Annotated in this window: 16 protein-coding genes and 3 pseudogenes; 6 read left to right on the forward strand and 13 right to left on the reverse strand. The window is 65.0% G+C overall.

The genetic code is table 11. The annotated features are described in order from the left end of the window. Positions 1 to 123 precede the first annotated feature (123 nt). Together purD and ACTGJ9_RS10330 are read left to right on the forward strand one after the other, a co-directional pair. Positions 124 to 1,408: pseudogene (purD, locus tag ACTGJ9_RS10325) on the forward strand (phosphoribosylamine--glycine ligase). Positions 1,409 to 1,546: 138 nt separating this feature from the next. Next, positions 1,547 to 2,451, forward strand: a pseudogene (locus ACTGJ9_RS10330) (alpha/beta fold hydrolase). 164 nt (positions 2,452 to 2,615) lie between these two features. On the opposite strand, the gene ACTGJ9_RS10335 reads toward ACTGJ9_RS10330, so the two are convergent. Next, positions 2,616 to 4,013: an IS1380 family transposase gene (locus ACTGJ9_RS10335; RefSeq protein ID WP_456673068.1), complete on the reverse strand. Its 1,398-nt coding sequence runs from the start codon at positions 4,011 to 4,013 to the stop codon at positions 2,616 to 2,618. A 92-nt stretch (positions 4,014 to 4,105) separates the two neighbouring features. After that, a complete protein-coding gene (locus tag ACTGJ9_RS10340) occupies positions 4,106 to 4,564 on the reverse strand; it encodes a nucleoside deaminase (RefSeq protein WP_456678492.1) in 459 nt (152 codons plus the stop codon). 119 nt (positions 4,565 to 4,683) lie between these two features. Here ACTGJ9_RS10340 and ACTGJ9_RS10345 point away from each other — a divergent pair. Both ACTGJ9_RS10345 and rsmD read left to right on the forward strand, forming a co-directional pair. Continuing rightward, positions 4,684 to 6,740 (forward strand): annotated as a pseudogene (locus ACTGJ9_RS10345) (pseudouridine synthase). Position 6,741: 1 nt separating this feature from the next. Further along, positions 6,742 to 7,299, forward strand: coding sequence for a 16S rRNA (guanine(966)-N(2))-methyltransferase RsmD (rsmD, locus tag ACTGJ9_RS10350; protein WP_456676975.1), 558 nt, complete (start codon positions 6,742 to 6,744; stop codon positions 7,297 to 7,299). Between the two features lies 1 nt (position 7,300). On the opposite strand, the gene mutL is transcribed toward rsmD, so the two are convergent. After that, a complete protein-coding gene (gene mutL, locus ACTGJ9_RS10355; protein WP_456676976.1) occupies positions 7,301 to 9,112 on the reverse strand; it encodes a DNA mismatch repair endonuclease MutL in 1,812 nt (603 codons plus the stop codon). 233 nt (positions 9,113 to 9,345) lie between these two features. Here mutL and ACTGJ9_RS10360 point away from each other — a divergent pair, with 233 nt between their 5' ends. Continuing rightward, complete coding sequence (locus ACTGJ9_RS10360; RefSeq protein ID WP_456676977.1) at positions 9,346 to 9,663, forward strand: ribbon-helix-helix domain-containing protein; 318 nt, start codon at positions 9,346 to 9,348, stop codon at positions 9,661 to 9,663. Between the two features lie 78 nt (positions 9,664 to 9,741). Here ACTGJ9_RS10360 and ACTGJ9_RS10365 read toward each other — a convergent pair whose 3' ends face one another. Genes ACTGJ9_RS10365 through ACTGJ9_RS10380 form a run of 4 tightly spaced genes read right to left on the reverse strand, consistent with a single transcriptional unit; the run spans position 9,742 to position 12,716 of the window. Continuing rightward, positions 9,742 to 11,310 (reverse strand): GMC family oxidoreductase, encoded by a 1,569-nt coding sequence (locus tag ACTGJ9_RS10365; protein WP_456676978.1) that lies wholly within the window; start codon positions 11,308 to 11,310, stop codon positions 9,742 to 9,744. Between the two features lie 29 nt (positions 11,311 to 11,339). Next, positions 11,340 to 11,888 carry a gluconate 2-dehydrogenase subunit 3 family protein gene (locus ACTGJ9_RS10370; RefSeq protein WP_456676979.1) on the reverse strand — a complete coding sequence of 183 codons (549 nt, stop codon included), beginning with the start codon at positions 11,886 to 11,888 and terminating at the stop codon, positions 11,340 to 11,342. Between the two features lie 45 nt (positions 11,889 to 11,933). Continuing rightward, positions 11,934 to 12,329, reverse strand: a complete 396-nt coding sequence (locus tag ACTGJ9_RS10375; protein ID WP_456676980.1) for a VOC family protein — start codon at positions 12,327 to 12,329, stop codon at positions 11,934 to 11,936. Further along, the gene (locus ACTGJ9_RS10380) at positions 12,330 to 12,716 is read right to left on the reverse strand and encodes a c-type cytochrome (protein WP_456676981.1); all 387 of its coding nucleotides are present in this window, start codon (positions 12,714 to 12,716) and stop codon (positions 12,330 to 12,332) included. A gap of 317 nt (positions 12,717 to 13,033) precedes the next feature. On the opposite strand from ACTGJ9_RS10380, the gene ACTGJ9_RS10385 reads away from it, so the two are divergent. After that, entirely contained in the window at positions 13,034 to 13,339 is a 306-nt protein-coding gene (locus tag ACTGJ9_RS10385; RefSeq protein WP_456676982.1) for a hypothetical protein, read from the forward strand. A 63-nt stretch (positions 13,340 to 13,402) separates the two neighbouring features. Here ACTGJ9_RS10385 and arfB read toward each other — a convergent pair whose 3' ends face one another. From arfB to ileS, 6 genes are all read right to left on the reverse strand, one after another. After that, positions 13,403 to 13,825: an alternative ribosome rescue aminoacyl-tRNA hydrolase ArfB gene (gene arfB / locus ACTGJ9_RS10390; RefSeq protein ID WP_354032971.1), complete on the reverse strand. Its 423-nt coding sequence runs from the start codon at positions 13,823 to 13,825 to the stop codon at positions 13,403 to 13,405. Between the two features lie 115 nt (positions 13,826 to 13,940). Continuing rightward, positions 13,941 to 15,314, reverse strand: coding sequence for a M16 family metallopeptidase (locus tag ACTGJ9_RS10395; protein WP_456676983.1), 1,374 nt, complete (start codon positions 15,312 to 15,314; stop codon positions 13,941 to 13,943). After that, entirely contained in the window at positions 15,311 to 16,702 is a 1,392-nt protein-coding gene (locus ACTGJ9_RS10400; RefSeq protein ID WP_456676984.1) for a M16 family metallopeptidase, read from the reverse strand. Before ACTGJ9_RS10400 ends, ACTGJ9_RS10395 begins: the two co-directional genes overlap by 4 nt. 194 nt (positions 16,703 to 16,896) lie before the next feature. Continuing rightward, complete coding sequence (locus tag ACTGJ9_RS10405) at positions 16,897 to 17,628, reverse strand: hypothetical protein (RefSeq protein WP_456676985.1); 732 nt, start codon at positions 17,626 to 17,628, stop codon at positions 16,897 to 16,899. A gap of 110 nt (positions 17,629 to 17,738) precedes the next feature. Continuing rightward, complete coding sequence (gene lspA / locus ACTGJ9_RS10410) at positions 17,739 to 18,233, reverse strand: signal peptidase II (RefSeq protein ID WP_456676986.1); 495 nt, start codon at positions 18,231 to 18,233, stop codon at positions 17,739 to 17,741. A 9-nt stretch (positions 18,234 to 18,242) separates the two neighbouring features. Continuing rightward, on the reverse strand, positions 18,243 to 21,251 hold the full coding sequence (gene ileS, locus ACTGJ9_RS10415) for an isoleucine--tRNA ligase (protein WP_456676987.1): 3,009 nt from the start codon (positions 21,249 to 21,251) through the stop codon (positions 18,243 to 18,245). Positions 21,252 to 21,330 lie beyond the last annotated feature (79 nt).

A 21,330-nucleotide genomic window follows, 5' to 3' on the forward strand; every position in this document is an offset into this window, starting at 1 on the left:
GGGGAGATGGACAGCAGGAGCACGCGCGCCCCGGAATGACGGGGAAGCCGGTCTGCCCCCTTGAGACCCGCCCCGATCTGTGCGACCTCCGCCGCCAGCAAAACCCCTCATTTCGAGCCTTCGATGCACATTCTCCTGCTTGGTTCCGGCGGCCGCGAACATGCCCTGGCGTGGAAGATCGCGGCCCTCCCCCCTGGTGACCAAATTCTGGTGCGCGCCCGGCAATGCCGGCATCGCGCGCGAGGCGGAATGCGTGGCGCTCGATGTTGCCGACCATGGCGCCGTGATCGACTTCTGTAAAAGGAATGCGGTCGAGCTCGTGGTGGTCGGCCCGGAGACGCCGCTGGCGGCCGGCATCGTCGATGATCTCACCGCCGCCGGCATCAAGGCGTTCGGGCCGAACAAGATCCCGGCCCAGCTCGAAAGCTCCAAGGGCTTTACCAAGGCGCTCTGCACCGAATTCGGCATTCCGACCGGCGCCTACAGGCGCTTCACCAACGCCAACGATGCGCGCGCCTATGTGCAGAGCCAGGGCGCGCCGATCGTGGTGAAGGCCGATGGGCTTGCCGCCGGCAAGGGCGTCGTCGTCGCCAAGACCGTGCGCGAGGCCGAGGACGCCATCGCCATGATGTTCGAGGGCGCGTTCGGTGAAGCCGGCGCCGAAGTGGTGATCGAGGAGTTTCTGCCGGGCCGCGAGATCAGCTTCTTCGCGCTCTGCGACGGCGAGACCGCCATTCCGCTGGCGTCCGCCCAGGACCACAAGCGCGTGTTCGACCACGACGTCGGGCCGAACACCGGCGGCATGGGGGCCTATTCGCCGACGCCGCTGGTGACGCCGGCAATCCACGACGCGATCATGGCCAAGATCATTCTGCCGACGGTGGCCGGCATGAAGCAGCGCGGCACGCCGTTCCGCGGCATTCTCTACGCCGGCATCATGCTGACCACGCAGGGCCCAAAGCTGTTCGAGTTCAACGTCCGCTTCGGCGATCCCGAGTGCCAGGTGCTGATGCTGCGCATGATGTCGGACATCGTGCCGGCGTTCCTCGCTGCCTGCGACGGGCAGCTGAAGAATTTCGATCTGCGCTGGTATCCGGAATCCGCGCTCACGGTGGTGATGGCCGCAAAGGGCTATCCCGGCGACTATCAGAAGGGCACGCGGATCGAGGGGCTCGATGACGCCGCCAAGGTCGACACCGTCGAGATCTTCCACGCCGGCACGGTCGCGAAGGACGGCGCCATCCTCGCCAATGGCGGCCGCGTGCTCAATGTCTGCGCGCTCGGGGCGACCGTGACGCAAGCGCAGGCGCGCGCCTATCAGGCCGTCGACCGCATCAACTGGCCGGAAGGCTTCTGCCGCCGCGACATCGGCTGGCAGGCGGTGGAAGCCGAGAAGGCCAAGGGCTAGCAGGGGCTAGCTCGAAGGCGCCATCGGGCCGCCACATCGTGATTTCAAATGCGCAATCGGCTGTTGGGGTTAGCGAGCCTCCGCCGAATCACCCTGCTACTGTGCATGGGGTTGTTTTCGACATTTGAGGGGGAACTGATGTCCGATCTCGCCGATCTCTATCCCGGCTTCGCCTCCGAATGGATCAACACCTCGTTCGGCCGCATCTTCGCCCGCGTCGGCGGCAAGGGGCCGCCGCTGCTGCTCCTGCACGGTTTCTCCGAGACCCATGTGATGTGGCACCGCGTGGCGCCTGAGCTCGCCGACCGGTTCGCGCTGATCATCGCCGATCTGCCGGGCTATGGCTGGTCCGACATGCCCGAGAGCGATGCGCTGCACATGCCCTACAGCAAGCGCGCGATGGCCAAGGCCATCGTGGAGGCGATGGAGCAGCTCGGCCACGTCCATTTCGCGCTCGCCGGCCATGATCGCGGCGGCCGGGTGTCCTATCGGCTGGCGCTCGATCATCCCGGCCGGCTGTCGAGGCTCGCCGTGCTCGATATCCTGCCGACCTATAATACTGGGAGCGGATCAACCGCGCCTGTGCGCTGAAGATCTATCACTGGACGTTTCTGGCCCAGCCCGCGCCGTTGCCGGAGACGCTGATCGCAGGCCAGGGCGAATTCTTCCTGCGCTTCAAGATGGCGAGCCAGACCAAGTCGAAGACGCTGGACGCGATCGACACGCGCGCGCTCGCGCACTACATCGCCCCGTTCCGCGATCCCGCCCGCATCCATGCGATGTGCGAGGATTACCGCGCCGGCGCCTATATCGACTACGACCTCGACAAGGCCGATTTCGAGGCCGGCAAGAAGATCACCATTCCCATGTTGGCGCTGTGGGGTGGCGTCGGCATCGCCCAGGCAGCGGCGACCCCGCTCGAGATCTGGAAGCAATGGGCGACCAACGTCGAAGGCCAGCCGGTGGATTCCGGCCACTTTCTCACCGAGGAGAACCCCGACGTCACCGCGAAGGCGCTGCGGGAGTTTTTCGCACGCGGTTAGCCCGCATTTCTCACACGACCGATTGCTCAGCGACGGAGGATAGGAGGATTTGGCAAGGCAACGGGGAGCCGTGGCGCTGAAGGCGCAGCCGGCGATTTGGTTTTGAATGTCTCCGTTGGGCCTGTTGGTGATGCCGCCGATTGAGCGCGTCGCAGCGTCGCGTGTCAGGCCGGCGAGGCGCGAGCCTTGGCGGCTTCGGCCAGGCGACGAGCCGCGTGTCCCCACGGCTGAGCGGCTGGGCAGGCCGAGGCCATGGCGATCCTGATGCGGCGGACGCTGATGCGCACCAGTGCGCCGATCTTGAGGAGCTTGAGGCGGATGGTGCCGCAGGTGGCGTCCGCAAAGGTGGTTTCGGCAAGGCCGATGCGCCGCAGGGCACAGATCAGCACATAGGCCATCGAGGCGAACCACAGCCGCAGCTGGTTGGCGCGCATGGTGGCGGCCGAGGTGCGGTCGGCGTAGAGATCGAGCTGGCACTCCTTGATGCGGTTCTCCATGTCGCCGCGGGCGCAGTAGATGTCCTCATAGAGCTGCCGCACGCCCGCCGCGCTGCGCTTGAGCGAGGTGACGACGAAGCGCGGATTGGCCTCGCCTTGCGTCCACTCCGCCTTGGCGACGACGCGGCGCTCCTGGCTCCAGGTGTCGCGCGTACGCCATTGGAAGTCCTTGAAGCGGCGTGCCGGTTGGCCGGTCGTCTCGGCTGTGGCTCTCGCCGCGGCGAGCTCCTCCTCGATCATGGCGACCAGGCGCGTGTTGCGGGCGAGCCCGAACAGATAATCCACGCGGTTTTGCTCACACCACGCCATCAGCGCCTCGCGCGCAAAGCCACTGTCGGCGCGCAGCACGATGCGCACGAACGGCCAGCGGGCGCGGATTTGCCGGACAATCCGCGCGATCTCCGCGACACTGCCTGCGCTGGCATCGATGTCGGCGCGCCGCAGCTTGGCCGCCAGCAGATGCCGGCCGCAGAACACGTACAGCGGCAGATAGCAGTAGCAGTCGTAATAGCCGTGGAAGAAGCGCCCCTCCTGATGCCCGTGCAGAGGATCGTCGGTGGCGTCGAGATCGAGGATGATCTGCGGCGGCGGTCGCTTGTGCGCCTCCAGGAACAGCGTCACCGGCAACGCCTCGATCGCCGCCGCGTCGTAGGCGATCTTGTGATAGCGCGAAGGTTCCTCCCGGCCCAGTTCCAGCCGGTTCAGCGTCGACTTGCCGGCCACCGGTGCGCAGTCCTCGCGCCTGGCAACAAGCTTGCCCGCCAGCACCGCCATCAGCGGGTCGTGCCGCAACTCGTCGTGATCGTTGATGTCTTCGTAGCCAAGTGCGATGCCAAAGACCCGCTGTCCGACCAACGTTCCGACTGCGTGCTCGATCAAGTCCACCCGGCGATGATCGCGAAAGCAATCGGCAAAGCGCCCCACCAGATCAATCGCCCGATCAGACGCGCCCAGCAGCAGCGCGCCCGCATCCGACGTCACCAGGCCACCATCAAAAGCCGCTTCCACGATGCGGCCTTCCACCTCTCCAAAATCAAACCGTTCTGCGCTACACTGTGCCGGCATCGGGGCATTCTGAATCACCGCGAAGTCCTTCTCGCAAAAGAACTTTCGCTGATTCGCGCCCCGATGCGCCTCAACACTGTGAGAAATGCGGGTTAGCGCCGCTCGCGAAAGAACTCCTTGAGCAGCCGCGCCGCCTCGCTCTCGCCCACCCCGGAATAGACATCCGGGGCGTGGTGGCAGGTTGGGGATGCGAAGAACCGCACGCCGGACTCGACCGCGCCGCCCTTGGGGTCGGCCGCCCCGTAATAGAGCCGCCTGACCCTTGCAAAGGAGATCGCGCCCGCACACATGGTGCAGGGCTCCAGCGTCACGTAGAGGTCGCAGTCGACCAGGCGCTCGCTGCCGATTTTCCTGGCTGCCTCGCGCAGCGCAACGATCTCGGCATGGCCGGTGGGGTCGTAATCGGTCAGCGTCCGGTTGGCGGCGGTGGCGATTACCTCGTAATTGCGGACCACCACGCATCCGATCGGAACTTCGCCCGCCTTTCCGGCGTTTTCGGCCGTTTTGAGCGCCAAATCCATGAAAGAGGGGGCTTTCAAGCCTCGTATCATCCGAAGAAACCTGCTAGTAGCTGCGCCTTCAGCAGAAGTGCTTACCGAATTTGCCTGAGCATGCGGCTCGACATGAGCGCGCACAATGCTCACTGGCCATCCCCTGAGTGAGATTATTCATGCCTCGCGACAGCGACAAAGACAACGATTCCCGCGGCCGGCGAGGCCCGGCCAAAGGCGGCCGCAGCGGCAAGCCGCGCGGTCCCGACAAGAAATTCGCCAAGCGCGGCTACGAAGGTAAGGGCGACCGCGACAGCCGTCCGCCCCGCGGCGATCGCGACAGCCGCCCGTTCCGCCCCCGCGCGGATGGCGATGCGCCGCGCCGCGATTTTTCCGACCGTCCCCGCGTCAAGCGCGACGATCGCGGCGGCGAAAGCCGCGGCGAGCGCAGCTTCAAGCCGCGTGGCGACCGTCCATTTTCCGATCGTCCGTCGCGTGATGGCGAGAAGCGGCCGTTCAAGCCGCGCGGTGACCGTCCGTCGCACGGCCGCGACGACCGTCCGCCGCGCAGTCGGGATCGCGACGACGCGCGTCCCGCCGCCCGTTTCGGCGACAAGAAGTTCGGCGATAAGCGGCCGTATGCGCCGCGCAGCGAGCGTCCGGAGCGCAAGTTCGACGGCGAACGAAAGTTTTCGCGCGATCGCGGCGAGCGGAACGACTCAAAGCCGTGGCAGAAGCGCGATGATCGTCCGCGGGGCGACCGGCCGCCCCGCAAGGATTTTGGCAAGGATTTTGGCAAGGGTCCGCGCAAGGATTTCGGCGGGCGTGACCGCAGCGAGGACAAGCCCTGGCAGAAGCGCGAAGGCGGTGGTGAGGACCGTCCGCGCTTCTCGCGTTCGCGCGACGATCGCGCACCGGGTGATCGTCCGTTCCGGGAGCGACCGAAGTTCGATCGACCAAAGTTCGATCGTTCGCGCGATGATCGCCCCAAATTTGACCGCCCTCGTCGCGATGGCGACCGTGGTGCGCGCGGCGGCGACCGCCCGAAATTCGATCGTCCGCGCGAGCGCCCGAAGGTCGCGCCGACTGGCACGAGCATCCGCGCAACGAAGGCCCCTTCGGCGATCGTCCGCGTCGTGAAAACGAGGACGAGAGCAGGATCTTCGAGAAGCGTCCGGCCTTCGGTGGTCGTGGCGCCTATCGCGCGCGCGAGCGTGATTTCGAAGGCCGCCCACGTCGTGAAGAAGCGCCGAAGCCGAAGAAGGCCGGCGAACGCATCGCCAAGGCGCTGGCCCGCGTGGGGCTCGCGTCGCGCCGCGACGCCGAGGAGATGGTCAAGCAGGGCCGCGTCACCGTCAACGGCCGCGTGATCAACTCTCCGGCGCTCGACATCACGAAGAACGACGTCGTTTTGGTCGACGGCAAGCCGTTGCCGGAGCGCGAGCGCACGCGGCTGTTCCTCTATCACAAGCCGCGCGGACTGATGACGACGCATGACGACCCCGAGGGCCGTCCGACTGTGTTCGACAATCTGCCCGAAGGTCTGCCGCGCCTGATCTCGATCGGCCGGCTCGACTTCAACACCGAGGGCTTGTTGCTGCTCACCAACGACGGCGGCCTCGCACGTACGCTCGAGCTGCCGGACACCGGTTGGCTGCGGCGTTACCGCGTTCGCGCCCATGGCGAGGTCACCCAGGCCCAGCTCGATCAGCTCAAGGAAGGCATCGAGGTTGAAGGTGTGAAATACGGCCCGATCGACGCGACGCTGGAGCGCGACCAGGGCGCCAATGTCTGGCTGGTGTTTGCGATCCGCGAAGGCAAGAACCGCGAGGTGCGCAACGTCTGCGCTCATCTCGGCCTCGAAGTGAACCGGCTGATCCGCGTCTCCTACGGACCGTTCCAGCTCGGCGAGGTGCCGGAGGGCCAGGTCGAGGAAATCCGCGCGCGCGTGCTGCGCGAGCAGCTCGGCGACAAGATCATCGAGAAGTCGGGCGCGCAGTTCGACTTGCCGCAGAAATCTTCGTCGAGCGACGACGCTGAAGCGGCGCGGGACAAGAAGCCTGCCACCAAGCGCGATGTGATCAACGACCGCAAGGGTCGCCGTGTGCTGGTGCAGCGCACCGGCAGCGACGAAGCGCGCGAGCGCAACGAGGCCGAGGCGAGCGGCTATGGCCCGCCGCGCCGTCCCAAGCGCGGTTATCACGGCAAGCGCGATCTGACGCCGCGGGAGGACTAGCTTGCGCGTCGTCGGCGGTCGTTTGAAGGGGCGCAATCTCGCCTCGCCGTCTTCGCGTGACATCCGTCCCACGGCGGATCGCCTGCGCGAATCCGTGTTCAACATCCTCGTGCACGCTTATGACGATCCGATCGCGGACGCACGCGTGCTCGATCTCTTTGCCGGCACCGGCGCGCTCGGCATCGAAGCATCGTCGCGCGGCGCGAAATTCACGCTGTTCGTGGACAATGGCGCCGAGGCCCGTGCGCTGCTCCGTAACAATATCGAGTCGCTCGGCCTCGGCGGCGTCACAAAGGTCTATCGCCGCGACGCGACCGATCTCGGCCCCGCACATCCCGTCGAGCCGTTCTCGCTGGTGTTTCTCGATCCGCCCTACGGCAAGGGCTTTGCGGAGAAGGCCCTCGCGTCCATGCGCGATGGTGGCTGGCTGACGCCAGGAGCGTTGCTCGTGGTGGAAGAGGCGAAGGCTGCGCAGTTCGCGACGCCGGACGGGTACGAGGAGCTGGAGCGACGGGCGTATGACGATACGGAGTTCGTGTTTTTGAAGCGCAACCCGTAACTCACCTCCGCCCGAACAGCTTCTCCACATCGGCCAGCTTCAGCTCGACATAGGTCGGCCGGCCGTGGTTGCACTGGCCCGAGTTCGGCGTCTCCTCCATCTCGCGGAGCAGCGCGTTCATCTCCTCCGGCCGCAACCTGCGGCCGGCGCGCACCGAGCCGTGGCAGGCCATGGTGGCGGCGACGTGCATCAGGCGGCGCTCCAGCGGCAGCGCCTCGTCCCATTCGGCCATGTGCTCGGAGAGATCGCGCAAGAGCCCGCCCGCATTGGTCTTGCCGAGCAGCGACGGCGTTTCGCGCACGGCCACTGCGCCGGGACCGAAGGATTCGATCGCAAGACCGAACGATCCGAGTTCTTCGCTGCGTTCAAGCAGCCGCTCCACCGTGGCCTCGTCCATCTCGACGATCTCGGGGATCAGCAGGATCTGCCGCTGCACGCCGTTTTCGGCGAGTGACGCCTTCAGTCGCTCATAGACAATGCGCTCATGGGCGGCGTGCTGGTCGACGATGATGAGACCGTCGCGGGTCTGCGATACGATATAGGTCTCGTGCAGCTGCGTGCGTGCCGCGCCGAGTGGACGGTCGACGAGATCGGCCACGGGCTGGGCCTCGAACCGCACGTCGGCACTCGGCGCGCCGACGTCGAACGCTGACTGCGTGCGCTCGCCGAACGCGGGCGCGGCGGAGCCTTCGAACGACGGTATTGATGCGACCGGCGCGGATGGCGAAGCCCGCCAGTCCCAGCTTGCGGGGCGCGGCGTGAAAGCAGGCCGGAACGATGACAATGCGCTCTCGCCGCTGTTGGCGGCGGTGCGGCGGCCCTCGCGTGCAAGACCATCCTTCAGCCCGTGCACGATCAGCGCGCGCACGAGGCCGGCGTTGCGGAAGCGCACCTCGGACTTGGCCGGATGCACGTTGGCGTCGACTTCGCGTGGATCCAGCGTGACAAACAGCGCCAGCACCGGATGCCGGTCGCGCGGCAGATAGTCGGCGTAGGCTCCGCGCACGGCGCCCAGGATCAGCTTGTCGCGCACCGGACGGCCGTTGACGAAGAGATATTGTCCGAGCGCGTTGGCCTTGGTCAGCGCAGGTGCTGCGGCATAGCCGGCGACGACGACGCCCTCGCGCTCGGCATGGACCTCGAAGGCATGGCTGCGGAACTCTGCACCGAGGATGTCGCCGAGCCGTGTCAGGCGCCCGGCCGCGCCGGGCAGCGCGGCGGTCCAGGTCACCGGCGCGCGCTCTTCGCCTGCGAGTGTGAAAGCGACATCGGGCCGTGCCATGGCGAGGCGCCGCACCACTTCCCGGATCGCCTCCGCCTCGGTGCGGTCGGTTTTCAAGAATTTCAGCCGCGCTGGCGTCGCATAGAAGAGATCGTTGACCTCGACGCGGGTGCCGTGCGCGAGCGCGGCCGGCATGACCTCGGATTTTTCGCCGCCCTCGACGGTGAGCGCCCAGGCATGGGGCGCGCTGGCATGCCGCGTGGTGATGGAGAGACGCGCGACCGAGCCGATCGAGGGCAGCGCCTCGCCGCGAAAGCCGAGCGTGCGGATCTGGAGCAGGTCCTCGTCGTCGAGCTTCGACGTGGCATGGCGCTCGACCGCGAGCGCAAGATCCTTCGCTGTCATCCCGCTGCCGTCATCGGTGATTCCGATCCGCCGCCGCCCGCCACCATCGGTGAAGACGTCGATCCGGCTCGCGCCGGCATCGATCGCATTCTCGACGAGTTCCTTGACCACGCTCGCCGGGCGCTCGACCACCTCGCCGGCGGCGATGCGGTTGACGACCTGTTCTGGAAGCTGACGGACGGGCATGGGATTGATCTGGGGATTCGCTGGACGCGCCATTCTATGCCGTGTTGCGTCAAAACCATGTGCCAAGCAACAGGATCGTGATCCAGTGGAGAAGGCTGTGGACCATTGTGTTGAAGCCATTGGACATTCGAGCAAATCGCCGCGCCGGCCGTCCCCCTCGCTCAGTCCTGATTGTGAGGCCCGGAGAGCAGGTGTAGCATCGTGAAAAAGCGGCAACAGGACGGGAGGACGCCATGTGCCATCTCTTCGCGCACCAGCCCCAACGTGACTATGGATCCCAGACCCGCTCGTTGCGGATCGGCGGGCATTGCACCTCGATCCGGCTGGAGATGGCGTTCTGGGATACGCTGGAGGAGATCGCCGCCAAGGAGAGCATGAGCCTCGGCAAGTTCCTGACCACGCTCTACAACGAGGTGCTCGACCACCACGGCGAGCTCAATAATTTTGCCTCGCTATTGCGCTGCTCCTGCCTGATCTATCGCTCGAAGAGCCTGGCGCCGGTGCGGGAGTTCAAGGCCTTGGTGGCACCCATCCTCGACGCGGCCGAATAGCCGCATCCGTTCCGAACCATCGTCAAAGGAAAAGCGGCCCTGTCCGGGCATTACAGGGCCGCTTTGGCGTGTGAGATATCAGATCTCTTTCTTCTGCATCGCGCCCGAAATGTAATCCGCCTGCCGGATCGCAAGCGCGACGATGGTCAAGGTCGGATTGCAGGCCGCGCCGCTGGTGAACTGGCTGCCGTCGGAGACGAACAAGTTCTTCACGTCGTGGCTCTGGCCGAACTTGTTGACCACGCCGTCGCGCGGCTTCTCGCTCATCCGGTTGGAGCCGAGATTGTGCGTGCTCGGATAGGGTGGCGTCGGATAGGTCACGGTGGCGCCGACTGCGTCATAGACCGCCGCACCCTGCTTGTAGGCGTGCGCCCGCATCGCGACGTCGTTGGGATGATCGTCGTAATGCACGCTCGCCACTGGCTGGCCGAACTTGTCCTTCACGGTCGGATCGAGCGTGATGCGGTTGGTCTCCTGCGGCATGTCCTCGCCCACCAGCCACATGCCGGCCATCCGCGGATAGCCGTCGATCGCGGCAGTGAACGGCCTGCCCCAAGAGCCTGGATTGAGGAACGCCGCCATGAATGGCAGTCCGAGCGACAGCGTCTCCATCTCATAGCCGCCGACAAAGCCGCGCTTCGGATTGTTGGCGGCCTCGTCGCGGATAATGCCGGCCATGGTGGTGCCGCGATACATGTGCACCGACTTCTCGAACACGGCGTAGACGCTGCCGGTCATGTGACGCATGTAGTTGCGGCCGACCTGACCGCTTGAGTTGCCGAGCCCGTCAGGGAACATGCTGGAAGCGCTGTTGAGCAGCAGCCGCGGGCTCTCGATCGAATTGCCGGCCACCGCAACGATCCGCGCCTTCTGGCGCTGCATCGCGCCGTTCTCGTCGGCATAGACCACGCCGGTGACCTTGCCGCTGGAGTCATGCTCGATCTTGACCGCCATGCTGCTCGGCCGGACCTCGAGATTGCCAGTCGCCTCGCCCTTGGGGATCTCGGTGTAGAGCGTCGACCATTTCGCGCCGGATTTGCAGCCCTGGAAGCAGAAGCCGATCTGTTGGCAGGATCCGCGTCCGTCGCGCGGCTGGCTGTTGATCGCCATGTTGCCGGTGTGCACGGTCTTGTAGCCGAGTTTTTTCGCGCCGGCCTCCAACACCCTGAAATTATTGTTGCCGGGAAGTCCGGGGATGCCGTTGGTGCGGGTCACGCCCATCTTGTTCTCCGCCTTGGCGTACCACGGCTCCATCTCGGCGAGCGTCACCGGCCAGTCCAAAAGGTTCGCACCGGGAATGTTGCCGTAGGTGCTCTTGATCCTGAACTCGTGCTCGTCGAAGCGCAGCGAGGCGCCGGCCCAGTGGATGGTGGAGCCGCCGACCGCCTTGACGATCCAGGCGGGCAGGCCCGAGAAATCCTTGGCGACGCGCCATGTTCCCGACGTGGTGCGGGCATCCGTCCAGGCGAGCTGGGAGAAGCTGTCCCACTCATCATTGATGAAGTCCTGGTTCTCGATGCGCGGACCGGCCTCGAGGATGACCACCTTGACGCCTTTCTGCGCGAGCTCGTTGCCCAGCGTGCCGCCGCCGGCGCCGGAGCCGACGATCACCACAACGCTGTTATCGTTCAGATCGAATTTTGCCATATGCGTTCTCCTGAACCGTTGGGTGGCCGCTAAGCTTTCGGCAGCCAGTCGATGTCGGCGAAGCCGCGGTTGATGTAGCCGCCGTGCTCGGCGGAGGAGCCCTCGTAGCCGAACCGCGGCCAGACCTCTTTCTGGTTGTAGAGGGACACGACGAGGTCGCCGCGCACCTTCTGGAAGAAGTCGCTCTGCTCGATCTCCTTCAGGAGCACCACGCGATCGGCTTCCCAGGGGACATCGGCATAGGGCACCTTGTGGCGATCCCTCGCGTTCTGATCGAGCCTGGCAATGCCGTCGCTGATGAGCGTCTTGACGGAGGCGTCCTTCGCCGCCTTGTCATCCCACGGCTTGATCGCAGTGATGTAATAGCTGTCGCCGAGAACGTCGTGCGGATAGATGTCGCGCGCGACCTTCAGCAGCGTCTTCATCGTCGCGGGCGAAAGTGTGCCGGCCTCATCGGCCCAGGCGCCCTCGATCTTGACGGCGACACTGGTCGCCACAGCCACGACCGGCACGGCGGTCGCCGCGCCCTTGAGAAAGACACGACGGCTATGCTTGCTTCGACGATCGACTTCTCTCATGGGTTCCTCCGTCAATTTTCGTGATTTGGATTTGTGTGATTTTGATCAGCCGAAACGTCCGCCCCGCTGGATCACTTCGATGTTGTAACCATCGGGATCGCTGACGAAGAAGAAGCGCGCCAGCGTCTTGCCGTCGTGCTTGAAGTCGCGCAGCGGCCCCGGTGCGAGCTGCTCGCGCGCGAAGCGGGCATGCTCGGCATCGATATCCTCGACCACCACGGCGAGATGGCCATAGCCGTCGCCGAGCTGGTACGGCTCCCTGCGATCGAAATTGACCGTTAGCTCGACCTCAAAGGGTGAGGAGGGGTGACGCAGATAGATCAGTGCAAAATCTGGAAACTTCAGATGGTCAGCGACTTCGAGGCCGAAAGCGCGCCGGTAGAAGTCGAGCGAGCGCGCTTCGTCGAGCACGCGGATCATGGAATGGACGGGCTTGGCCATTCAGTTCAGCTCCTTGAGGTAGGCGATGATGGCGGCGCGCGTCTCGGGCTTGCCCTGGCGATAGGCCATGACCACGCCGGGAATGACGGCTTGCGGATTGGTCAGCCAGGCATCGAGCCTCGCGTCGTCCCAGGTGAAATCAGCTTTCGCGAGGCCGTCAGAGTAATGAAAGCCTTCGACCTTGCCGGCGGGCCGGCCCACGACCTTCACCAGCGGCGGGCCTTGCCGCATCGGTTCCGACAGGTTGGTGGTGTGGCACACCGCGCATTGCTGCTTGAACAGCGTTGCGCCATCCGGCGGCTTTGCAGCCGGTAACGGCATTTGTGCGTCGGCAATCCGCACCGCCAGCACCACTGCGCTGCACAATCCCAGCACGATCGTCCGCATCGCCAAAGCCCGCCCACCACATCAACGCGAGTTGCGCGAACTCTAGGCGGCGTCAGATGGGTGGTGGTAGTAGCGGGCTGTTTCGCCGTCGAAGCCGTCAATATGAAAACGCACGTACGCGCCGCCTACGTGTTCTCCGCCGCATATGAGGAGAACATTTCCGCGAAATGGCCGTGAAATTCCTAAACGATGACCACACGACGCGGCTTGCATGAGGCCGCGCCGTTCGGATCTCGGCGCGATGGGACGGTCCGTCCAGGCGAACGGCGTTGGGGATGCTCCGAACCGTTCATCGCGAGTCAATCCAGGAGAAATGAATGAAGTTGATGAAGACCTCCGTGATCGCATGCGCTCTCTCTGCATTGCTGGTGGGGCCGGTTCTTGCGCAAGGCGCGTCACCCGAGACCAAGTTGCGTGGCGGCGCGCAGGGCAAGACCATGCAAGGCGGCGCCTCAAGCGGTGATGAAGAGAATTTGGGCGCCCAGCCGGGCGCTGCGGGCGAGAGGGCGGGTATGAAGCCGACCAAGGGGACGAAGGGCACGATCGGCACCACCGGCAGCGCAACGCACAAGGGGACGATCGACGATTCCGCCTCTAGCCCCAGCACCGGCAAGCGCTACTGACGTCAGCTGAAACGGCAAACCTCCGGTCCCCGGCGGCCGGAGGTTTCGCCGTCAATGCTCTGGTCAATCGTCGAAGCCGCGGCCGCCTCCGCGTCCGGCCTTGATGTCGCTGCGGCGCTTCTTGCCCTCAAGCCGACGCTGCTTCGAGCCAAAGGTCGGTTTCGTCGCGCGCCTCGGCGTCGGCCGGATCATCGCTTCGCTCAGGATATCGACGAGCCGGTCGATGGCGTCCTGCCGGTTACGTTCCTGGGTGCGGAAGCGCTGGGCGTGGATCACGATCACGCCATCCTTGGTCATGCGCTGGCCGGCGATGCGGGCGAGCCGGATCGCCGCATCCTCCGGGATGGTCAGCTTGCGCGTGTCGAAGCGCAACTGGGCCGAGGTCGCGACCTTGTTGACGTTCTGCCCGCCCGGACCGGAGGCGCGGACAAAGCCGATCTCGATGTCGTCCTCGTCGATAACGAGATCGCGGGATATCCGCAGCATGATGGCACCATTCGTGACGCCCGGACATATCGCGGACGTCCATTTTCGGCAATGGTGCATCTGGAAACGCAAATGGCCGGGCGAGCCCGGCCATTTCAGCAAACGTCAGGGGACGTCAGTTCGACTTGGTCGCCGGTGCCGCGGCCGGTTGCGCGGCGGCCTGCGGGGCACGGCCGACGATGACGGTCAAAAGCCCCTGGCCCCACAGCCGCTTGGCGGCGGCCTTGGCGTCGTCCAGCGTCACCGCGTCGACGATGCCGTTGCGCTTCTCGATATAGTCGATCGGCAGCTTGTCCTGCTGATATTGCAGCAGCGCCTGCGCGAGCTTGGAGGAGGTGTCGAGCGCCAGCATCTGCGAGCCCTTGAGGTACGACTTGGCCTCGTCGAGCTCCTTCTGTGTCGGGCCCTCGTCGGCGATGCGGCGCACTTCCTTTTCGATCGCATCCATGGTGTCGCCGGCACGGTCGGCGCGGGTGCCGGTGTTGCCGATGAAGATCGCCGAATGCTCCATCCAGAGCAGCGATTCGAACACGGAATAGGCCAGCCCGCGCTTTTCGCGGACCTCACGATAAAGTCGCGATGACAATCCGCCGCCGCCGAGGATGTGGTTGACGACATAGGCCGCCATGAAGTTCGGATCGCTGCGCATCACGCCGGGACCGCCGAAGGTGATCACGGTCTGCGGCACATCGAGCGGCACGAAGGCGCGCTGCGGCGGCTTGGCGGCCTCGACATCGGGGACCGGCGTCAGGGTGGCCTTGGCAGGCAAGCTCCCAAACGTATGATCGAGCAGCTTGCCGAGGGTGTCCGGATCGACGTCGCCGACGACGGCGATCTTCAGCGTGTCCTTGGCGAGGACGCGGCCGACATAATCCTTCATGTCCGCGACCGTGATGGTCGGCACGCTCTCCAGCGTGCCGTTGGTCTGCTGCCCGTAAGGATGATCGCCGAACGCCATCTCCAGGAATTTGCGGCTCGCGAGCGAACTCGGGTTGGTGGTGTCGCGGCGCAGGCCCGAGATCACCTGCGAGCGGATGCGTTCGACATCGGCGGTGTCGAAATGCGGTGAGGTCAGTGCCGAGCGCAACAGCTCGAAGGCCTCGTCCTTGTTGTCACGCAGCATGCGCAGGCTGCCGCGGAAGGTATCGCGGGTCGCACTGAACGAGAGCTCGATGGCGCGGCGGTCGAGCCGTTCATGGAACGCCTTGGAATCGAGATCACCCGAGCCCTCGTCGAGGAGATCGCCGACCAGATTGGCGACGCCGGGCTTGTCCTTGGGATCCTGCGCCGAGCCGCCGGCAAAGGAATACTCCATGGCGATCAGCGGCACGGTTGCGTCCTGGACGAACCAGGCTTCGATACCGCCCGGCGAGACCAAGTGCTGGATTTTTGCCGCTGCCTGCGAGGGCGACACCGAAGCAAGCGCGAGTGCCGCGCCGGTGGCGAGTGACAATAGGAAGTGGTTTGCGCGACGGAAGGGATGGGTCACGAACGCTTCTCCTCGCGCTTGGCGGCAGCGGTGTCCTTGATCAGATAGCCGGTCACCGAGCGCTTCTTCTCGAGCCATTTTTGCGCGGCTTGCCGGACTTGCTCGGCGGTGACGGCGCGGATCCGGTCGGGCCAGCTTCGGATGTCCTCGATCGACAGTCCCGTGGTCAGTGCGCCGCCATACCAGCGCGCCAGCACCGCCTGATTGTCTTGGGCGTAAATCGCTTCCGCGATGAGCTGGGTCTTCACCCGCTCGAGATCCTCGGCGCGGATCGGGTTCGCAACAATGTCCGCGATGACACCGTCGATGACCTGCTCGACGTCGGCGAAGGTGACACCGGATTTTGGCGACGCCGAGATCATGAACTGGGTCGGGTCGAGCGAGATGCTCGAGTAGCTGGCGCTGGCGGAGACCGCGAGCGGCTTGTCGACGACGAGCGCGCGGTAGAGATAGGAGTTGCTGCCGCTGCCCATCAACTGCGCCAGCACGTCGAGCGCGGCGCTCTCGCCGGCCGCAGCCGTCGTCGCCGAGGGCACCAGGTAAAAGCGGCGAAGGCTCGGCTGTTCGACACGCGGGTCGGATAGTGTGACGGTGCGCGGGGCCGCAGGCTCCGGCTCCTGCGGGCGGATGCGCCGCGCGGGGATCGCCGGCTGGGCCGGGATCGGGCCGAAATTGCGTTCGACCAGCGGGCGCACGTCGGCGGCCTCGACGTCGCCGGCGATCACCAGGATCGCGTTGTTCGGCGCGTAGAAGCGGCGGTAAAAGGCGAGTGCGTCCTCGCGATTGAGCTTCTCGATCTCCTGGTGCCAGCCGATCACCGGCCGGCCATAGGGATGGTTGAGATAGAGCGCGGCCATGACCTGCTCGTTGAGCCGTGCGTCCGGGCTGTTGGCGACGCGCATGTTGTACTCTTCGAGCACGACGTCGCGCTCGGGCAGCACATTCTCGTCCTTGAGGATCAAGCCGGTCATGCGATCGGCCTCGAACTCCATCATGCTCGGCAGTTGCTCCCGCGGCACGCGCTGGTAGTAGTTGGTGTAGTCGACCGAGGTCGAGGCATTCTCGTTGCCGCCGACGCGGAGCACGGTCTGCGAGAACTCACCGACCGGGTGCTTCTCGGTGCCCTTGAACATCAGGTGCTCGAGGAAGTGGGCGAGGCCGGATTTGCCCGGCGTCTCGTCGGCCGAACCGACCTTGTACCAGATCATCTCCGTGACCACGGGCGTGCGGTGGTCAGGGATCACCAAGACCTGGAGGCCATTGCTGAGCGTGAAGCTGGCGGGCGGCGCGGACGTGACCGTCGTCTGGGCGAGTGCGCTGCCGACGGAGAAAGCGGACGTCGAGAGCAGCGCGGCGAAAAGGCAGGCAACCGATCGGTGTGAGGACATCACGATCCTTGGGAAAGCCCGGACCCCGAGGTCCGGGCGTGAAAGCACGGCATGCTACACCGCACGGCTTTGAGCTTCGGGTCACGAAGCAGAGAACGCGGCCAAATTGTACTTAAAAATAGGTCATCTACCGCGTCCGGCCTACACCGGACGATTGCGGCGGGTCCACGCCTGCGTGCGACGGGGCAAGGAGCTTATTGCTCCTTTTCCTTACCCGACATGACATCGAAATAGGTCTTCCGCGACTTATCCTCGCCGGAACCGTAGGCATAGTTCGGCGAAGGCGTCTGATAGCCCGGGGGCGGTTCGACCAGCGACTGGCGCGGCGGTTCGCTCGTGAATTGCGTGGCCTCGCTCTTGTTGCTCGAAAACAACTTGAACAGGCCGCCAGTGTAACCGAGCTCGGCCGGGCTCATCGTCGGGTTGGTGACATTGGTGCCCGGCTGGATCGGATCATTGACGGTCTTATCGGGGCCGACCGTCTTGTGGGCGTCCAACTCGGCCGGCGACAGCGGTCGCGCTGCTTGCCAGGACTCCGTTGCCTTGTTGCCCGCCTTCTTTCGCTGAGCGATGGCCTCCTTGCGGCGCTTCTCGTCGGGATCCTTCGGCCAGTTCGGCGCATTCTTGGCGTCAGCGCTGGCCGGCGGCGGCAGGTCGAGCTTCGGCGGCACCACCAGGGGCGACCGCTCGCGGTATTCGATGCCTTTCTTTTCCATGCTCTTGGCACCGATACCAGACATCAAATTGTCGATGAGCTTCTCTTCGAAGGTCATGTCGTCGTCATCATCGCCATCGTCACCGGCGCGGACCGGGCCGGCCGACATGACGAGACCGATGCCGAGCGCGACGGCTGACAATTTCAGCGCCAGCCAAAGTCCCCGCCGGGCGTCTCGGCCGATCGAACCGCTGGTCTCGGAGCTGCGCATGCCTGTACCTGTTCCATATTGTGGCAGTCTTGAATATGCCGGTCTTGCCGCGTCTCGCACGACTACCCCTCGCCAAGCAAGGTTCCGCCTCCGGTCCGTATCAGCCGGGATCAGGGCGCTTTTGCGGCGGGTACCCCGAGGAAGGAATCATACAATAGGGCCGCGACCCCAGCAACGATGGCCACGTCCGCCAGGTTGAAGACGTACCAATTATAGGTATTTCCGGCGATCTCGATGTGGAACAGGGCGAAATCGATCACCGCGCCATAAGCCAGGCGGTCGATGCCGTTGCCGATGGCGCCGCCGATGATCAATCCCAGGGCCATTGTGGCGAGCCGGGTCCGTGACCGCGCCATCCAGATCGCGAGCGCAATCACTGCGACGACCTTCACCGCCATCAGCGCGAGCTGCGCGGCCTGACCGTCATTCTGGAGCCAGCCGAAACTGATCCCGATATTCAAAGCCAGCACCAGGTCGAAGAACGGCGTCACCTTCACCACGCCGCGACCGGCAAGGTCGAATCCGTTCAGCAGCCAGAGCTTTGAGCCCTGGTCGGCCACGAGCGTGGCCACGGCCGCGAGAATGCCGGCGCGGAGCGGGGTCATGGCCGGTGATCAGACGCTTACCCCCAACGTCTTCCATTCGCGCAGCGCCTTGGCGTCGCGCGGGGTGACGTCGGGATATTCAGGGTCTTCACCCACGGTCGGCGAGATTTTCCAGGAGCGGGCGCATTTGGTGCCGACGGCCTTCTCCACCACGACCGCGACGCCGGGCACGGCATCGAGACGGAATGCAGAGGCCGGCGTCTCGCCCTCACGCACCTCGTAGTTCGAGGTGATGCAGATCTCGGCGAGATCGGTGTCGAACAATTTCGCCAGCATGTCGCGGTCGGCGACATAGATCACCGGCGAGGCCTCGAGCGAGGAGCCGATGTTCTTGGCGGCACGTTCGAGCTCCAGCGCGCCGGTGACGACGCGGCGGACGTTGCGGATGGTCTCCCACTTTGCGGCGAGCTTGTCGTCGCGGAATTGTTCGAGCCCGTCCGGGAACAGCGTCAAATGCACCGACGCTTCGGCTTCCGGCCTGTACATCCGCCAGCCTTCTTCGGCGGTGAAGCTCAGGACCGGGGCCAGCCATTTCAGGATTGAATTGCACAGCAGGTCGATCGTGGTCAGGGCCGCCTTGCGTGTCAGCGAGGACGGCGGATCGCAATAGAGCGTGTCCTTGCGGATGTCGATATAGAACGCCGAGAGCTCGCTGTTCATGAAGGCGGACAGTGTTGCGACCACGCTCTTGAAGTCGAACGTCTGATAGGCCTTGCGGACCAATTCGGCGCGCGTCGCAAGCTCGTGCAGCATCAGCCGCTCGAGTTCGGGCATCTCGGCGGGCGCGACCGCGTCGGCCGGCTTGTAGTGATGCAGCGTGCCGAGCATCCAGCGCACCGTGTTGCGCAGCTTGCGATAGGTCTCGACCGTGTTCTTCAGGATCTCGGGGCCGATGCGCTGATCGTCGGTATAGTCGCAGGATGCGACCCAGAGTCTCAGGATGTCGGCGCCGGATTCCTTGATGACGGCCTGCGGCTCGATGGTGTTGCCGAGCGATTTCGACATCTTGCGGCCGTCCTCGGCCTGGGTGAAGCCGTGGGTCAGCACGATGTCGTAGGGCGCGCGGCCGCGCGTGCCGCAGCTCTCCAGCAGCGAGGAATGGAACCAGCCGCGATGCTGGTCCGAGCCTTCGAGATACATCACAGTGTCGGTGCCGCCATCCACCTTGCGCTTGATGCCGGCAAGCCCGGGGAATTGCACGGGGTCTTCGAGCACGAAGGCGTGCGTCGAGCCGGAATCGAACCAGACGTCGAGGATGTCGTCGACCTTCTGCCAATCCTCGTTGGCACGCGAGCCCAGGAAACGCTCGCGCGCGCCGATCGCGTACCAGGCGTCTGCGCCTTCTTTTTCGAAGGCATCGCCGATGCGGGTGTTGACGGCCTCGTCCTGGAGGATCTCGGCGGAGCCGTCGCCCTTCTCGCGGACGAACACGGCGATCGGCACGCCCCAGGCGCGCTGACGCGAGATCACCCAGTCCGGGCGGGCCTCGATCATGCCGTTGATGCGGTTCTCGCCTGACGGCGGCACCCATTGCGTCACCGAGATTGCGTGCAGCGCGCGGGCGCGCAGCGTGTCGCCGGATCTGGTCTTGCCGTCGTCCGCAATGTCCTTGTCCATCGCGATGAACCATTGCGGCGTGTTGCGGAAGATCACCGGCTTCTTCGAACGCCAGGAATGCGGATATTGGTGCTTGAGCCGGCCGCGCGCGAGCAGCATGCCGTTGTCGGCGAGCGCCTTGATCACGGCCTCGTTGGCGTCACCCTTCTCGCCCTTGTCGTTGATGACGCGCTTCCCCGTAAAGCCCGGCGCCTGGTCAGTATAGGCGCCGTTCTCGTCGACGGTGTAGGGGATCGCGCTGTTGATGCCGCGGGCGTCGAGCTCGCGGGTATTTACCATCCAGACGTCGAAGTCTTCGCGGCCGTGGCTGGGTGCTGTGTGCACGAAGCCGGTGCCGGTGTCGTCGGTGACGTGGTCGCCGGACAGGAGCGGCACGATGAATTCATAGCCGCCGGCAAGCGCCTTCAGCGGATGGGCGCATTCGATCGCGTCCATGGTGTCGCCGGGGATGTCGCGCACCTTCTCGTAAGCCGCGACGCGCGCCTGCTTGAACACCTCTGCAGCGAGCGCGTCGGCAAGGATCAGCAGATCGCCGGTCTTGGCCCAATTGTCCGCGGGCGCGTCCGTCACTTTGTAGAGGCCGTAGGCAATCTTCGGCGAGAACGAGATGGCGCGGTTGCCGGGCAGCGTCCAGGGCGTGGTGGTCCAGATCACGACACTCGCCGATGCCAGCGCGCCGTGCGCGGGTGAGGTGACCGGGAATTTCACCCAGACCATGTCCGACGTGTAGTCCTCGTACTCGACCTCGGCTTCGGCCAGCGCGGTCTTCTCGACCACGCTCCACATCACCGGCTTGGAGCCGCGATAGAGCGTGCCGTTGGCGGCGAACTTCATCAGTTCGCGCGCGATCTGGGCTTCGGCCGGAAAGTTCATGGTGGCGTAGGGATGAGCCCAGTCGCCGATCACGCCGAGACGCTTGAACTCCTCGCGCTGCACGTTGAGCCAATGCGTCGCGTAGGCACGGCACTCTCTGCGGAAATCGATCATCGCGGCTGAGTCGCGGAAGTCGGGCTTCTGCTTGCCCTTCTTGCGATAGTTCTCCTCCTCGACCTTCCACTCGATCGGCAGGCCGTGGCAGTCCCAGCCGGGTACGTAGTTGGAATCGAAGCCGAGCATCTGCTGGCTCTTGGTGACGAGATCCTTGAGGATCTTGTTCAGCGCCGTGCCGATATGGATGTTGCCGTTGGCATAGGGCGGGCCGTCATGCAGCACGAACTTGTCGCGGCCCTTTGCGCTCTCGCGCAGCTTCTCGTAGAGGCCGATCTCGTACCAGCGCTTGAGGATTTCCGGCTCGCGCTGCGGCAGGCCGGCGCGCATCGGGAATTCGGTCTGCGGCAGGAACAGGGTTTTCGAATAATCTTTAGCTTCGGATTTTTGGGACTTTTGCGGCTTTTCGGACATGAGGCTGACTGGCTCGGAATGGCGCGGGAACGGATGGCGATGCGGAATCGCGGGGTGAAACGACAAAATCCCGGTCTTG

The sequence above is a fragment of the Bradyrhizobium sp. RDM12 genome, from assembly GCF_051917485.1.
Classification (GTDB): domain Bacteria; phylum Pseudomonadota; class Alphaproteobacteria; order Rhizobiales; family Xanthobacteraceae; genus Bradyrhizobium.

Excerpts from the sequence above, each read along its gene's own strand:
- ACTGJ9_RS10405 (WP_456676985.1), bottom strand. The coding sequence starts at position 17,628 with ATGCGCAGCTCCGAGACCAGCGGTTCGATCGGCCGAGACGCCCGGCGG.
- ACTGJ9_RS10365 (WP_456676978.1), bottom strand. The coding sequence starts at position 11,310 with ATGGCAAAATTCGATCTGAACGATAACAGCGTTGTGGTGATCGTCGGC.
- ACTGJ9_RS10360 (WP_456676977.1), top strand. The coding sequence starts at position 9,346 with ATGTGCCATCTCTTCGCGCACCAGCCCCAACGTGACTATGGATCCCAG.
- ACTGJ9_RS10380 (WP_456676981.1), bottom strand. The coding sequence starts at position 12,716 with ATGCGGACGATCGTGCTGGGATTGTGCAGCGCAGTGGTGCTGGCGGTG.
- ACTGJ9_RS10370 (WP_456676979.1), bottom strand. The coding sequence starts at position 11,888 with ATGAGAGAAGTCGATCGTCGAAGCAAGCATAGCCGTCGTGTCTTTCTC.
- ACTGJ9_RS10375 (WP_456676980.1), bottom strand. The coding sequence starts at position 12,329 with ATGGCCAAGCCCGTCCATTCCATGATCCGCGTGCTCGACGAAGCGCGC.
- lspA (WP_456676986.1), bottom strand. The coding sequence starts at position 18,233 with ATGACCCCGCTCCGCGCCGGCATTCTCGCGGCCGTGGCCACGCTCGTG.
- arfB (WP_354032971.1), bottom strand. The coding sequence starts at position 13,825 with ATGCTGCGGATATCCCGCGATCTCGTTATCGACGAGGACGACATCGAG.
- ACTGJ9_RS10340 (WP_456678492.1), bottom strand. The coding sequence starts at position 4,564 with ATGATACGAGGCTTGAAAGCCCCCTCTTTCATGGATTTGGCGCTCAAA.
- ACTGJ9_RS10335 (WP_456673068.1), bottom strand. The coding sequence starts at position 4,013 with ATGCCGGCACAGTGTAGCGCAGAACGGTTTGATTTTGGAGAGGTGGAA.
- ACTGJ9_RS10400 (WP_456676984.1), bottom strand. The coding sequence starts at position 16,702 with ATGTCCTCACACCGATCGGTTGCCTGCCTTTTCGCCGCGCTGCTCTCG.
- ileS (WP_456676987.1), bottom strand. The coding sequence starts at position 21,251 with ATGTCCGAAAAGCCGCAAAAGTCCCAAAAATCCGAAGCTAAAGATTAT.
- mutL (WP_456676976.1), bottom strand. The coding sequence starts at position 9,112 with ATGCCCGTCCGTCAGCTTCCAGAACAGGTCGTCAACCGCATCGCCGCC.
- ACTGJ9_RS10385 (WP_456676982.1), top strand. The coding sequence starts at position 13,034 with ATGAAGTTGATGAAGACCTCCGTGATCGCATGCGCTCTCTCTGCATTG.